The organism is Streptomyces sp. NPDC046759 (genome assembly GCF_040645475.1).
Lineage (GTDB): Bacteria > Actinomycetota > Actinomycetes > Streptomycetales > Streptomycetaceae > Streptomyces.
In genome coordinates, this window is sequence record NZ_JBEYYJ010000023.1 from 1 (window position 1) to 13,524 (window position 13,524).

Consider the following 13,524-nt stretch of genomic DNA (forward strand, 5'->3'; position numbering starts at 1 on the left):
CGCCGGTGAACACCACACGCCCTGGGGTCCCCGGGCACGGGCTCGGCCCCCGGGCGGGTGATGGGTCTCCGGCCTCGGGGCGCCCCGGGCGCTTCAGGCGCGGGCGCCCCCGTCGACCTTCAGCACCGCGCCGGTCACGAAGGAGGAACGGTCGCTCAGCAGCCATGCGGCGGCCTCGGCGATCTCCTCCGGGACGGCCGCGCGGCGCAGCGGGGTGAGCGCCGTGAGCCGGTCCTGGAGCCCGGGTGACTCCGCTTCCCACGCCAGGATCATCTCCGTCAGGGTGTTGCCGGGCGCGATCGCGTTGACCCGGATGCCCTCCGGGCCGTAGGTCACGGCGGCCGACTCGGTCAGGCTGTTCACCGCCCGCTTCATCGCCCCGTACGCCGGGAGCTCGGGGTTGCCCCGCAGGCTGCCGATGGAGGAGTTGTTGACGATGGCGCCGGTGCCCGCGGTGGCCCGGATGGCGGCGACCTCGGCGACCATGGCCAGCCAGACGCTCTTGAGGTTCACCGAGTACAGACGGTCGAACTCGGCCTCCGTCAGCCGGTCCATGGGGCCCGGCGACTGGATGGTCGCACCGTTGTTGAAGGCGATGTCGAGGCGGCCGTAGAGGTCCACGGTGCGGTCCACGGCGGCCCGCACGCTCGCGGTGTCGGCCAGATCGCACACGACGTGCTCCGCGGTGCCGCCCGCCGCCCGCACCTCCTCGGTGACCGCCCTCAGCTGCGCTTCCGTGCGGGCCGCGAGCAGGAGCCGGGCCCCTTCGCGGGCGAAGAGCCGCGCCGCGGCGGCGCCGATCCCGCGCCCGGCGCCGGTGACGAAGGCGACCTTGCCGGCCAGCAGGCCGCCCGTGGCCGGCGCGGTCGTGCCGGTGGTCCTCGTGTTGTCCATGGCACCGAGCCTGCGCCCGCGGGCAGGCCCCATCCAGGCACCGCCAGTACCTGGATCGCCCTCGCGGCACACCCGCACACTGGGCGTGTGGACAGAGCAGAACTGGCGGGCTTCCTGCGCAGCCGGCGCGAGCGGATCGACCCGGCCGAGGTGGGACTGGCCGTCGGCCCGCGCCGCCGCACGCCGGGCCTGCGCCGCGAGGAGGTGGCGCACCTGGCGTTCATCTCGAACGAGTACTACACCCGGCTGGAACAGGCCCGCGCCCCTCGGCCGTCCCGCGAGGTCCTGGCGGGGCTGGCCCGCGCGCTGCGGCTGACGGACGCCGAACGCGAGCATCTGCATCTGCTGGCCGGCGCCCCGCCGGCCCCCGTGCCCGGACCCTCGCGCGAGGTACGGCAGAGCATCCTCGACCTGGTGCACAGGCTGCCCCTGTCCGCCGCGTTCGTGACGTCGGCCACGCTGGAAGTGCTCGCCTGGAACGATCTGGCCGCAGCCCTCATGGAGGACTTCTCGGTCCTGTCCCGCCGCGGTCGCAACCTCGCGCGCCGGGCCTTCCTCGGGCCGCGCCCCGCAGGGCGGCGGCTGTACGGCGTGTCGGACGTCGACGCGTTCGCCCGCCATGCGGCGCGCCGGCTGCGCACGGCCGCCGCCCGCTACCCGGAGGACCCCGAGGTGGCCGGGCTGATCCGCGAACTCCGCTCCGGCAGCGAGGAGTTCGCGAGACTGTGGGACTCCCACGACGTGGACGGGCACCCCACGCTCCGCAAGACGTTCCAGCATCCGGTGGTCGGGCCGGTGACGGTCGACTGCGACGCCCTGGACGTCACCGACCGGGACCAGCAGGTGGTGATCTACACCGCCGTACCGGGCTCGCCGTCCGAGGAGGCCCTGCGCCTGCTGTCGGTCATCGGCACCGAGCGCAGGGACGCGGCCCGCTGAGCGCGGGAGCCCCACGGCGTCGGCCCCGCCGACGGAAGGCCGATGTCCCTCGCGGAGCGGGGCTGTCGGGTGAACCGCTCGGGGCCGGGCCGGAGTCGGCATCGGCCGTGCTGCCTGTGACGAGGCGCCGCACAGGAGGCCGGCGGCCGATCCCCACTCCGTGTATACGCACTGTGTATACGTACTGTGTATAGTGCCCCCGGTGGAACAGCGAATGTGGGGGCGACGATGACGACAGCCATGCCCAGCCGGCCGGTTGGCGTGCGGAGCCGACTGCGCGTGTGGGGTGGCCCGGCGGTGACGGCGCTCGCCACCGGGGTGTTTCTCGGTGTGCTCACGAATCTGGCCCAGGGGTGGCTTCCCGGTGCCTGGCAGCAGATCGCCAACTCGGGAGCCGTCTGGTCCGCCGTCGCGTTCGCCGCGGGAGCGGCGCTCGACCGGCCGGGCCGCGGGCTCCAGGCCGCGGTCGGAGGCCTCGGTGCCGAGGCCGGCCTGGTCGCCGGGTACTACGGCTATGCCCAGTTCGGGCGTGACGGTGTGGGGGACCTGTTCTTCCCGCTGGTCTGGCTCGGTATGGCCTGCGTGGCGGGGCCGGTGTTCGGGGTCGCCGGCCACTGGTGGCGGCGCAGCGCGGACGCGCGCCGCCGTGTCGCCGGCCTGGCCGCGTTCGCCGGACTCTTCGGCATGGAGGGCCTGGCGTACGCCTGGAAGCTCCACTACGCCGCACAGGCCTGGGCGTGCCTCGCGCTCTTCGCCCTCGTCCCGACGCTCATGGCCCGCACGCACAAGGAGCGAGCCTTGACGCTGGGGGCCGCCCTCGTCTGCGCGCCCCTTGCCTACGCCCTGATCGAACTGCCCCTGCAGGCACTCTCCGGCTGAACGGGCCGCACGACGGCGGCCCGTCGCGCAACGCGCCGAGGGCCCACACCGCCGCTGACCCTCGACCTCGGTGCGCGGTCTGAGGGGGCCCGGTCGGGGCCGGCGAGGGCATGGGGGAAAATAGTTGCCTCGAGAAACTACGGGGAACGCGTGAAAGGCCCTCCATGCCCTACCTGACCATCGACTACTCCGCACGCCTGGCCGGGGCCTTCGATGTTCGCGCTCTTGTGAAGGAGTTGCACCCGCTCGTGGTCGAGGAGTCCGGTACGTCCGGTGTGTGCAAGACGCTGCTCCGCCCGGCGGAGACCTATGTGGGCGACGATCCGAGCGGAAAGGGCGTCTTCGTGCACGTGGAGGTGGGTCTCATGCCCGGCCGCCCAGAGGCGCAGAAGGCGCGGCTGTCCGAGAGCGTGCTCGCCCTGCTCACCAGGCATCTGCCGATGGACGACCGCGAGGAGGAGCCGGCGTACTGCTCGGTCGAGGTGCGCGACCTCGCCGGCTCCTACCGGCTGTCGCCGTCGGCGCGGTGAGCCACCCGGCGCAACCGCGTGCGGCGCGCCCGAATTCGGTTGTCCGCCGCAACGGGCCCGCACTACCGTGCCGCCGGTGGATCTCTTCGCACGCTCTTGGACGGCACTGCGCACCGCGGTGGCGGAACTCCCGGACGAGGACTTCGAGCGGCCGTCCGGGTGTGCCGGCCGGCTGGTGCGGGACTTGGTGTGCCACCTGGTCATCGACATCCAGGACGTCCTGATCGCCCTGGTCGCACCCGCCGACACCGAGCCGACCGCGGACGCGTTCACCTACGGGAAGCCGGTCGAGCCCCCGACCGGCGAGGATCCGCTCGACGCGCTGATCCCTCGGCCGGCCGCCGCCTACGGCGAGCCGCGCCTGCTGAAGTTCCATCTGGACGACGTCGGTTCCGCTGCGGCCCGCGCCGCCGCGCTCGCCGATCCGGCCGTCCGCGTCGGCACGCGCGGCGAGGTGCTGACCGTCGGTGACTGCCTGTCCGCGTACGTCGTCGACTGGACCTTGCACCACCTCGATCTGATCCCGTCGGTCGTCGGCCGCCGAGCCGCCCGCGAAGACCCTCGCTGCGGCACGCGCGTCCCTGGAAGAGATCGTCAAGACGCCGTTCCCCGCCTCGTTCTGCGACAAGGACGCGCTGCCGGCCGGCACGGGACGCCGCTCTCCGGCCGGCGCGCACAGGGCCGTGCTCGGCGACCTCGTCGCCGGGCTGCCGTGCGTTCTCCGCTGAACGGCTCATGGCCCGTCCCCGGTCGAGTGCTCCAACGCCCCCTGGGCACCCGGCCGTAGCCCGAACCGGGACCACCTGATGAGATGATCTGTGTACTGGGTCACTATCATGTGGCCCCAAGACAACCATTCGACCGGCCCGTTCCATACGTGCCGTTCGGGGTCGCCGATGCCAGGGACCGCTCCCCGGGCTGCGGTGATCTTCCTGTCCAGGAGGACCTTCCGCATGTTCCGACGTATTGGCAACACCGTCGTCCGACATCCCGTGTGGACGATCGTGGCATGGCTGATCGCCGCGGTGGCGATCGTGGCCACTGCGCCAGGTCTGCCCTCGAACAGTGACGAGAGCAGTTTCCTGCCCAAGAGTTACGAGTCCATCAAAGCGGCGGATCTCCAGCAGAAGGCGTTCCCCAGCGCCTTCACCCCGTCCGCGATCGCGCTCTACCAGCGCACGGACGGCGGCAGGCTGACTGCCGCCGACAAGAAGGACGTCGCCCGGATCACCACCGAACTGGGCAAGAAGCACATCGACCAGGTGCAGAAGGTCGTCCCCGGCCTGCCGTCCGAGGACGGCAGGTACGACCTGACCCTGGTCCAGATGGACAGCAAGAACGCCGGCCAGCCCAAACAGGCGGACGCCGCCAAGGTGTTGCGCGACGACGTCAAGGCCTTGGCCAAGGGCACGCATCTCGACGTCAAACTGGGCGGCTCCGCCGCGCAGGCCCTCGATCAGCAGGACTCGTCCCAACGCGGACAGGCGCTGATCGGTATCGGCACCTTCGCGATCATCCTTGTGACGCTTCTGATCATCTTCCGGGCGCCGATCCTGGCCGTACTGCCCCTGCTGCTGATCGGTCTGGTGTCGGTCGTCGCCAACGGCCTCATCGCGTACGCCACCAAGCTGTTCGACCTGCAGGCCAACAGTTCGATCTCGTCGATCCTGATCGTCGTGCTCTTCGGCGTGGGTACGGACTACTTCCTGTTCCTGATGTTCCGGTACCGCGAACGCCTGCGCGCCGGCGACGAACCCAAGGAGGCGATGGTCAACGCGGTCGGCCGGGTCGGTGAGGCCATCGCCTCGGCGGCCGGCGCCGTCATCATCGCGTTCCTCGCGCTGGTGCTGTCCACGCTGGGCTTCCTCAAGCAGATGGGCCCGGCGCTCGCCATCGCGGTGGCCGCCACCCTCGTCGCGGGGCTGACCCTGATCCCGGCCGTCGTCTCGCTGATCGGACCGAAGGTCTTCTGGCCCTCCAAGTCCTGGCAGAAGGAGCCGGAGAACGCCCGGTTCGCCGCCCTCGGCCGCGGGGTGCAGCGCCGCCCGGCGCTGACCGCCGGGGTGTCGGGACTCGTGCTGATCGCGCTCTCGCTCGGCATCTTCGGCTACAACGCCACGTTCGACCTCGCGTCGGGCGCCATGCCGAAGACCAAGGAGTCGATGGTCGTCCAGGACCAGATGCAGAAGGCGTACTCGGCGGGCGCCGCGGCACCCACCGACGTCTACCTGTCCAGCACCGACGGCACACCGCTGGACAAGGCCGACTTCGGCACGTACGCGCGGCAGCTCGGCGCCGTGGACGGCGTCGCGGGCGCCCGGATGACGCAGCTGAACAAGAACGGCACCACCGCCGACTTCACCGTCACGCTCAAGTACGAGGCGTCGACGGACAAGGCGATCGACACGGTGGGCCGGGTGCGTGACGTCGCCCACGCCGATGCCCCGGACGGCACCCAGGCGGTCGTCGGCGGCATGTCCTCGATCTACAAGGACATCGACACGGCCGTGACCCACGACTACAAGACGGTGTTCCCGGTGGCCGCGGTCCTCATCATGGTCATCCTGGGCCTGCTGCTGCGCAGCGTGGTCGCCCCCTGGTACCTGATGGCATCGGTGGGCCTCGGCTTCGGTGCCACCCTCGGCGCCACGGTGTGGATCTTCCAGAAGGGCGAGGGGCACTCGGGGCTGATGTTCATGCTCCCGGTGATCATGTACCTGTTCGTGGTCGCCATCGGCACCGACTACAACATCCTCATGATCGCCCGGCTCCGCGAGGAGGCCCGCGAGGGCCGCGAGCCGCGCGAGGCGGCCGGCATGGCGTTGCGGCACGCCGGCCCGACGGTCGCCGCGGCCGGCTTCATCCTGGCGGCGACCTTCGCCACGATGATGCTGGCGGGCAACTCGCTCCTCACGGAGATGGGTTTCGCGGTGTCCTTCGGTATCGCCGTCGCCGCGTTCGTCATGGCGATGTTCTTCACCCCGAGCCTCACCGCACTGATCGGCCACGCCGCGTGGTGGCCCGGCCACGGTGACCGGGCCGAGGGGACGACTGCCGGCGCGGGCGCCGCCGGCTCCGTGTCGGTCCCCCGGCCCGGCCGGGAGTCCACCGCCCAGGACACCGCGGGCCGCCGCAACTAGCGCTGACGCGCGAGGTGACGGGGAGTCCCGTCGGGTGCTCATGGCCCGGCGGCACTCCCCGTCGGCGCGTTCGCCACAGGTACCGCCGACCGCCTCGGCCCGGCCAGGCACCGCGGACTCTTCTGCCGGCTGCCGGCTGCCGATAGGTCCTGGACGCCCGCGACGGACGCGAACTGGCCGCGCTGGCGCTGGACAGCGCCGCCGCCGGTTCGCACCATCTCTCCCACCCGGACGGCGTCCACATGGGACTGTGCATCGGCATGGGCCAGGACGGCATCCTGCTTTCGTGGACGGCGACACGGTCATCGCCGCGACGCTCGACTCCGGCGAGGACGGGAGACATCCCGGCCACCGGCTCCTCGACGGCCACACCTTGGAGAGTCGCGGGACGGTGGACCATCCGCGGGGCCGCGCCGTCGACTCCTCGGTGCGCCCGCTCGGCGACGGCACCTGGCTGGCCTACGACGCCGGCAGGGAGACGCTCGACCGCTGGGCCCTGCAGGCCCCTTGAAACGCCGACCCGCTGGACCACGCCGGTGCCGGGGCCGGGCGCGGCCGTGCGCCGGCCGGGGACGCCCCGAGCGGCCCGGGCCTCACAGGGGCTGGTCGGCGAGGGCGGCGAGGTAGGCGCCGTAGAGGAGGGACAGGGTCGTCAGGCCGCCGCACACCAGGCGGGCCCGGGGCGACGGGCCGGCGCGCCACGCACGGGCGAGGGCCTGTGCCGGCGGGATGAGCAGGGGGAACGCCGGGAGGAGAAAGCGGGGTTTGGAGGAGAAGGGCCCGGACACCGCGACCACGAACAGCAGCAGGACACCCGCGAAGACCACCAGCGGCAGCGGGACGCGGTCCAGACACAGCCGGCAGAACGACACGATCCCCGCCACGACGACGACCAGGGCCGCCGGAAAGGTCACCCAACTGCCCGGCATCTGCATCGACGCCACAAATCCCAAAGGCCCCGTCGCCAGATCCAGCCGGGAGTCCCAGCCGCTCTGCACGTGAAAATATCCGTGCAGCAGGTCACCGGTCTGCCGTCCCACCCACAGCACATAACCCGCCCAGCCCAGCGGGCCCAGGACGGCGCCGGCCAGGAGGGCCGGGGAGGCACGCCCACGCTGCCGCACGACCTCATGGGCGGCCGCGGCGGCGACGGCCACGGCGGCCGCGACGCCGTTCGGCCGTGCCAGACCGGCCAGGAGCGCCAGGGTGCCCGCGGCCAGCCAGCGGCGGCGCAGCACGGCGTACAGGCACCAGGCGGCGCACGCGGTGAACAGCGGCTCGGTGTAGGCCATCGTGAGGACGATCGACTGCGGCAGCGCGGCCCACAGGGCGACGAGAGCGGTGGCGACCCGGCGCCCGCAGAGGTGGTGGCCGATCGTGTAGATGCCGTACACGGCGAGCGCCGCGGACATCCACGCGATCAGCAGCCCGGCTCGCCCCGCCGTCACGGGCAGTACGTCGCGCAGGGCCCGGATCAGGGCCGGATACAGCGGAAAGAAGGCCCAGTCGGTCTGGACCGCACCCGAGGCGGTGATGCGCAGCCGGGTGCCGTAGCCGTGCTCGGCGATGTGCAGATACCAGACCGAGTCCCACGCATGGGCGAGGCTCTTGCCGAACGGACGGCCCGCGACTGCGTCGACGACCACCACCAGGACCACCCCGGCGAGACGGACGGCCGCGAAGACGGCGAGGGCCCGGAGAACGCCCGGGGGACCCTCCGCCCGGCCGCGGCCGGTCTCACGAGGGCTGTCGGACCGCCGCAGCGCGGAGGACATGCTCACCCTCAGACCATGAGCGGCCGGGAACAGGTGTGCAATCCGCAACGCGCAAGTGGCCGCTGCGGCTCGCCCCGTTCGGCCGATGGGTCCGGGGCCGTGGAGGAGGTCGGTCGCCGAACACGGTGTGGGTGAGGCGAGATGCCGCGGGGCACCGCTCGCCCCCGCCGGGATCCTGACCGCTGCGAGGTTCGACGCCGTCAGCGTGCCTGCTCTCACGCACGGTTCTCACGGAGTGCGACACGCAGCCGTCCGGACGGCGGAAACGGCCCTGGGGCGGGGCCGTTTCCGTGAAGGTGTCCGGTGCCGGGCCGCCCGGGCCCCGTCGGCAGGGCGTCAGGAGGGGCGGCACGGCCGGGGAGACTTCAGGCAGCCGTGTCGCGCAGTTCCGCGAGCGTGGCCGGTGTCAGGTGCCGTGGCGCGTCCTCGGCATCGACCAGGACGACCGTGCAGGGGGCGCTGTGGGTGAGCGCGGTGGTGAGGCTTCCGTCGGTGAACTGTGCGAGCGGACCGCGCGGCGAGCGGCCGACCGCCACCGCGCGGGCGCCCACGCGTGCCGCATGCTGGGCCAGCACCCGGCCGGCGGCCGCGTGATCGCCGATGCTGGTGAGGATCTGACCGGTGGCGGCGATGCCATGGCCGGCGAGCCGCTCCAGGTGGGCGGTCACGGCGGCCCGGGCCTGTTCGGTCGTCTCGGTCTCGACGGCCTGGTCCTCGACCACCGCCGTCTGCTGGACGTGGACGACCTCCAGCGGACTGCCGGTGTCCCGCGCGAGACGGGCCGCGGCGTCCACGATGGCGGCGGCCCGGTCGTGCGAGCCCACGGCGACGACGACGGGCGGTGCGCCCGTCGGGGCATGGCCGCCGACGGGGGTCAGCGACGGCGCCGTCGGCTCGCTCCCACCGGTGTCCGCCTCGGCCCGGCGCAGCAGGCCGTGACCGGTGGCCAGGACGGGGACGGCCAGAAGGAAGGTGCCGGCGCCGAGGTAGAAGGGCACGCTCAGGTCGGTGGCGTCGGCGAGCTTCCCCGCGACGTAGGGGGCGAGGCCGCCGATGAAGCGCAGGAAACCGTACGCGGAGGAGGCCACCGGGCGTTCGACGGGGGAGACGAGCATGACCGCCTGAGTGGTCAGGGTGTTGTTGATGCCGATGAAGGCACCGCTGACGACGACCGCGACGATGACGACGCCCGGTGTCCGCACGCCGGCGGCGATGACCGCCATCACGATGCCCAGGCCGACGAGGTTGACGTAGAGGACCGGAGCGGTGCCGAATCGGGCCTGCAGGCGCGGGGCGAGGAAGACGCTGAAGGCGGCCACCAGCAGTCCCCAGCCGGTGAAGACGAGACCCAGCTCGTGGGCGTTCAGCTCCATCGGATAGGGGGCGTAGCCGAGCATGGTGAAGAAGCCCCAGTTGTACAGCAGGGCCATGACGCCTATGGTCAGCAGACCGCGGTGGCGCAGCGCCCTGAGCGGGGCGAGGGGGGAGGTGGGCCGGACGGGCCTGGGCAGGGACGGCACGAAGGCGAGGGTCGCGACGAGGGCTGTCGCCATGAGGACGGCGACGCCGAAGAACGGGCCGCGCCAGCTGATGGCCCCCAACTCGCCGCCCAGCAGCGGCCCTACGGCGATGCCGAGGCCGAGCGCGGTCTCGTACAGGATGATCGCGCCGCCGAATCCGCCGCTGGCCGAGGCGACGATGACCGCCAGCGAGGTGGCTATGAAGAGGGCGTTGCCGAGGCCCCAGCCCGCGCGGAAACCGACGATCCCGTCGATGGAGTCCGAGGAGCCGGCCAGTGCGGCGAAGACCACGATGACGGCCAGGCCGATGACCAGGGTGCGCTTGGCGCCGAACCGGCTGGAGAACCAGCCGACGACGAGCATCGCCGCCGCGGTGACGATCAGATAGCTGCTGAAGAGCAGGGAGACCTGGCTGGGGGAGGCGCGCAGGCTCTTGGCGAGAGCGGGCAGGATCGGATCGACGAGACCGATGCCCATGAACGAGATCACGCAGGCGAACGCCACGGCCCAGACGGCCTTGGGCTGCCTGAACGGGCTGGCAGTCCTTCCTCGCGGTGCACTCATGACCGCTTCCTCTCCAGTTCTGTGCGGGGACGGTAGAAGGGCACGGTGCAGGCTCAGGAGCGCGCCTGGCGGTCCCGGATCACCCGGGCCAGCGCGGGGAGCGCGACCGCCACGGCGTGCCGCTCCGGCTCGGTGAGTTCCTCGATGAGCTGCTCCAGGGCGTCGGCGCGCTCTGCCCGCCGTTGCCGGAACACCTCGAGGCCGGCGTCGGTCACCTCGACCAGCACTCCGCGGCCGTCGGTGCGGTCGGCGGTGCGGCGTACCAGCCCTGCCCGCTCCATCCGGGTGACGAGCTGGGTCATGTTCGGCTGTGAGGCGTTCTCGGCGCGGGCCAGTTCGGTCAGTCGCTGGGGCCCTTCGCGCCCCAGCCGGCCGAGCGCGGAGGAAGCCGCGGTGCTCAGGCCGCCGGTCGTGGCGCTGCGGCGCACGTGCCGGACGATCTCCTCCACCGCGAGCATCAGGCGCTCGCCCGAGGCGGCCGACGGATCGCCGTCGGCAGGGTCCATAACCTGCTTATGCATAACGGCATTATGCATATACGTGTACGTCCCATCAACCATCGGTGGTGAGCCCGTTCGCTCGGGCCCGTGCGCACCGGGGTATGGCCGTGTCGGGAGCCGGCACGAGGAGGAGACCGTGAGCACCTTGGACGCCCTGTGCGACGACGAGAAGGCCGTCGTCCGGACCGTGCGCGAGTTCGTCGACAGGGAGGTGAAACCCGTCGTCCGGGAGCTCGAACACAGCGACACCTATCCCGAGGCCCTGATCGAGCAGATGAAGAGGCTCGGTGTCTACGGACTCGCCGTCCCCGAGGAGTACGGCGGCAACGCGGTCTCCATGCCCTGCTACGTCCTCGTCACCGAGGAACTCTCCCGGGGCTGGATGAGCCTCGCGGGCGCCATGGGCGGCCACACCGTGGTCGCCAAGCTGCTGTTGCACTTCGGCACCGAGGAACAGAAGCGCCGGTACCTCCCCAGGATGGCCACCGGCGACATCCGCGCCACCATGGCCCTGACCGAACCCGGCGGCGGCTCGGACCTCCAGGCGATGCGCACCGTCGCCCGCAAGGACGCCGAGGGCTATGTCGTCGACGGATCCAAGACCTGGATCACCAACTCCCGCCGCGCCCGGCTGATCGCGCTGCTGTGCAAGACCGACCCCGGGGCGAGCCCGGCCCACAAGGGGATCTCGGTCCTGCTCGTCGAGCACGGCCCGGGCCTCACGGTCTCCCGCGACCTGCCCAAGCTCGGCTACAAGGGCGTGGAGAGCTGCGAGTTGGCGTTCGACGGCTACCGCGCGCCGGCCGACGCGGTCCTCGGCGGCGTCGAGGGCAAGGGGTTCGCGCAGATGATGAAGGGACTGGAGACCGGCCGTCTCCAGGTCGCGGCCCGCGCGCTGGGCGTCGGCCGGGCCGCCCTGGAGGACTCGCTCGCCTACGCCCAGGAGCGCGAGTCGTTCGGCAAGCCCATCTGGCAGCACCAGGCGATCGGCACCTATCTGGCGGACATGGCGACGTCATTGACCGCCGCCCGCCAGCTCACCCTGTACGCGGCCCGGCAGGCGGACGCGGGCCGGCGTGTGGACATGGAGGCGGGCATGGCCAAGCTCTTCGCGTCCGAGACCGCCCTGCAGATCGCGGTCAACGCCGTGCGCATCCACGGCGGTCACGGCTACTCGACCGAGTTCGACGTCGAACGCTACTTCCGGGACGCACCCTTGATGATCGTCGGAGAAGGCACGAACGAGATCCAGCGCAACGTGATCGTCGCCCAGCTGGTCGAGCGGGGCGGCCTGGAGACGTGAACGTCGCCTCCCGTGCGGCCGGCCGTTCCCGGTGACTTACGCAACGGCGCCGGAGGCCCTGTCACCGGACCCGTCGCCAGCGCGGAGCCCGGTCATCGGGGACGTCCGGGGAAGCGAAGCGGAACGGCACCCCTAGGTGGTCGGCGACGGCCCGTCCGGCCTCGGCGGCGGCAGGGGCCGGCCGGGGTCCGCCGGCGCGGTGGTGGACGGTCGCCAGGTGCCCTTCGCCGTCCGGATCCTCCAGGACCGCGACCAGTACCACGAACCAGTCGTGCACGGTGTCGCGTTCCCAGAGCGCCTCGATCGCAGCGACCCTCCCGGGGTGCGCGGCCGCGCGGGCGGCGAGTGAGGAGACGTCCAGCGGGTCGGGCGGCCTGCGCCGCACGCGGTCGCCGAGGGCCTCGTAACGGGCATGGACGATCTCCTCGGCCGGCCGCGGCTCCGGCCTCAGCGGGCGCAGGGCGTCCCAGGCGGCGTTGAGCGCCGTCATCCGCCGGTCCTGCAGGACGTGGGAGTCGATCTCCCGGCGGGTCTGTTCGTCCAGGTAGGACCACCAGCCGCTCACCGGATCACCCGGACCGAAGCCATCACGTGCCGCATGCGCCGACATCACCTCACCCAGGACGGCCACGTGGGTGGCCGTACGCACCACCAGGGCCTGCGCCCGCCCGTGGGCGCGAGCGGGTGCCGCGCCCGGAAGGAGATCTTGAGGAGGCGGTCGATATGGTGGGTGGACGGGGGACACCTGGATCCTCGTGATCCGCCGAATCGGCAGGCGTGGAAGAAGTGAAGCCGATGATCTCCGACATGGTTCTGGTGCCCACCAGTGAGGCCACGCTCCACGGCGACCTCGTCGTCCCGACGGCGGCGCGGGCCGTGGTGCTCTTCGCGCACGGCAGCGGCAGTTCCCGGCACAGCCCGCGCAACCGGATGGTGGCCGCCGAGCTGCGCACCGCCGGGTTCGGCACGCTGCTGATGGACCTGCTCAGCGAACGGGAGGAACGGCACGACGCACTGACCGGCGAGCACCGCTTCGACATCGCGCTGCTGGGCCGACGGCTCGTGGCCGCGATCGACTGGCTGGACACCCAGCCCGACGCCCGCGGCCTCCCGGTCGTCCTGTTCGGTGCCAGCACGGGCGCCGCGGCAGCGCTGGTGGCCGCGGCCGAGCGCCCGGACCGGGTGCTGACCGTCGTGTCGCGCGGCGGCCGGCCCGATCTGGCGGGCGACGCCCTGGAACGGGTGCGGGCCCCGGTACTGCTCATCGTCGGCGGCCAGGACCCGCAGGTGCAGCAGCTGAACGAGGAGGCGGCCGAGCACTTGCGGTCCCCGCAGGCCCTGTACGTCGTTCCCGGGGCGACGCACTTGTTCGGGGAGCCCGGCGCCCTGGAAGAGGTGGCCGAGGTCGCCAGGCAGTGGTGCGACGACCGGCTGACCGGGCAGACCGCCCGCCAGGACAGCTGACCGGTACCGCCGGCGC

General features: G+C 72.2%; 12 protein-coding genes and 1 pseudogene. 8 read left to right on the top strand and 5 right to left on the bottom strand.

Annotated elements, in window-relative coordinates; translation table 11 throughout:
- Nucleotides 1-93: 93 nt before the first annotated feature.
- Complete coding sequence (locus ABZ919_RS27735; protein WP_361252916.1) at nt 94-894, bottom strand: glucose 1-dehydrogenase; 801 nt, start codon at nt 892-894, stop codon at nt 94-96.
- An 87-nt stretch (nt 895-981) separates the two neighbouring features.
- On the opposite strand from ABZ919_RS27735, the gene ABZ919_RS27740 reads away from it, so the two are divergent.
- From ABZ919_RS27740 to ABZ919_RS27765, 6 genes and pseudogenes are all read left to right on the top strand, one after another.
- Nucleotides 982-1,833: a helix-turn-helix transcriptional regulator gene (locus ABZ919_RS27740; protein WP_361252917.1), complete on the top strand. Its 852-nt coding sequence runs from the start codon at nt 982-984 to the stop codon at nt 1,831-1,833.
- Between the two features lie 228 nt (nt 1,834-2,061).
- Entirely contained in the window at nt 2,062-2,712 is a 651-nt protein-coding gene (locus ABZ919_RS27745) for a DUF6518 family protein (RefSeq protein ID WP_361252919.1), read from the top strand.
- Nucleotides 2,713-2,876: 164 nt separating this feature from the next.
- Nucleotides 2,877-3,242: a 5-carboxymethyl-2-hydroxymuconate delta isomerase gene (locus ABZ919_RS27750; RefSeq protein WP_361252921.1), complete on the top strand. Its 366-nt coding sequence runs from the start codon at nt 2,877-2,879 to the stop codon at nt 3,240-3,242.
- Nucleotides 3,243-3,318: 76 nt separating this feature from the next.
- A pseudogene (locus ABZ919_RS27755) lies at nt 3,319-3,970 on the top strand (maleylpyruvate isomerase N-terminal domain-containing protein).
- 225 nt (nt 3,971-4,195) lie between these two features.
- On the top strand, nt 4,196-6,382 hold the full coding sequence (locus ABZ919_RS27760) for an MMPL family transporter (protein ID WP_361252923.1): 2,187 nt from the start codon (nt 4,196-4,198) through the stop codon (nt 6,380-6,382).
- Between the two features lie 286 nt (nt 6,383-6,668).
- A complete protein-coding gene (locus ABZ919_RS27765; protein ID WP_361252925.1) occupies nt 6,669-6,893 on the top strand; it encodes a hypothetical protein in 225 nt (74 codons plus the stop codon).
- A gap of 82 nt (nt 6,894-6,975) precedes the next feature.
- On the opposite strand, the gene ABZ919_RS27770 is transcribed toward ABZ919_RS27765, so the two are convergent.
- The 3 genes from ABZ919_RS27770 to ABZ919_RS27780 all read right to left on the bottom strand — a co-directional run bounded on the left by ABZ919_RS27770 (nt 6,976) and on the right by ABZ919_RS27780 (nt 10,762).
- Complete coding sequence (locus tag ABZ919_RS27770; protein WP_361253156.1) at nt 6,976-8,157, bottom strand: hypothetical protein; 1,182 nt, start codon at nt 8,155-8,157, stop codon at nt 6,976-6,978.
- 365 nt (nt 8,158-8,522) lie between these two features.
- The gene (locus tag ABZ919_RS27775; protein WP_361252927.1) at nt 8,523-10,241 is read right to left on the bottom strand and encodes an MFS transporter; all 1,719 of its coding nucleotides are present in this window, start codon (nt 10,239-10,241) and stop codon (nt 8,523-8,525) included.
- Between the two features lie 53 nt (nt 10,242-10,294).
- Nucleotides 10,295-10,762 (bottom strand): MarR family transcriptional regulator, encoded by a 468-nt coding sequence (locus ABZ919_RS27780; RefSeq protein ID WP_361252929.1) that lies wholly within the window; start codon nt 10,760-10,762, stop codon nt 10,295-10,297.
- Between the two features lie 115 nt (nt 10,763-10,877).
- Between ABZ919_RS27780 and ABZ919_RS27785 the strand changes: the two genes are divergently transcribed.
- Nucleotides 10,878-12,044, top strand: coding sequence for an acyl-CoA dehydrogenase family protein (locus tag ABZ919_RS27785; protein WP_361252931.1), 1,167 nt, complete (start codon nt 10,878-10,880; stop codon nt 12,042-12,044).
- Nucleotides 12,045-12,105: 61 nt separating this feature from the next.
- On the opposite strand, the gene ABZ919_RS27790 is transcribed toward ABZ919_RS27785, so the two are convergent.
- Nucleotides 12,106-12,675, bottom strand: a complete 570-nt coding sequence (locus ABZ919_RS27790) for a hypothetical protein (RefSeq protein ID WP_361252932.1) — start codon at nt 12,673-12,675, stop codon at nt 12,106-12,108.
- 164 nt (nt 12,676-12,839) lie between these two features.
- Here ABZ919_RS27790 and ABZ919_RS27795 point away from each other — a divergent pair, with 164 nt between their 5' ends.
- On the top strand, nt 12,840-13,508 hold the full coding sequence (locus ABZ919_RS27795) for a dienelactone hydrolase family protein (RefSeq protein ID WP_361252934.1): 669 nt from the start codon (nt 12,840-12,842) through the stop codon (nt 13,506-13,508).
- The last annotated feature ends 16 nt before the right edge of the window (nt 13,509-13,524 follow it).

Excerpts from the sequence above, each read along its gene's own strand:
- ABZ919_RS27775 (WP_361252927.1), bottom strand. The coding sequence starts at position 10,241 with ATGAGTGCACCGCGAGGAAGGACTGCCAGCCCGTTCAGGCAGCCCAAG.
- ABZ919_RS27770 (WP_361253156.1), bottom strand. The coding sequence starts at position 8,157 with ATGTCCTCCGCGCTGCGGCGGTCCGACAGCCCTCGTGAGACCGGCCGC.
- ABZ919_RS27795 (WP_361252934.1), top strand. The coding sequence starts at position 12,840 with ATGATCTCCGACATGGTTCTGGTGCCCACCAGTGAGGCCACGCTCCAC.
- ABZ919_RS27760 (WP_361252923.1), top strand. The coding sequence starts at position 4,196 with ATGTTCCGACGTATTGGCAACACCGTCGTCCGACATCCCGTGTGGACG.
- ABZ919_RS27735 (WP_361252916.1), bottom strand. The coding sequence starts at position 894 with ATGGACAACACGAGGACCACCGGCACGACCGCGCCGGCCACGGGCGGC.
- ABZ919_RS27750 (WP_361252921.1), top strand. The coding sequence starts at position 2,877 with ATGCCCTACCTGACCATCGACTACTCCGCACGCCTGGCCGGGGCCTTC.
- ABZ919_RS27780 (WP_361252929.1), bottom strand. The coding sequence starts at position 10,762 with ATGCATAAGCAGGTTATGGACCCTGCCGACGGCGATCCGTCGGCCGCC.
- ABZ919_RS27745 (WP_361252919.1), top strand. The coding sequence starts at position 2,062 with ATGACGACAGCCATGCCCAGCCGGCCGGTTGGCGTGCGGAGCCGACTG.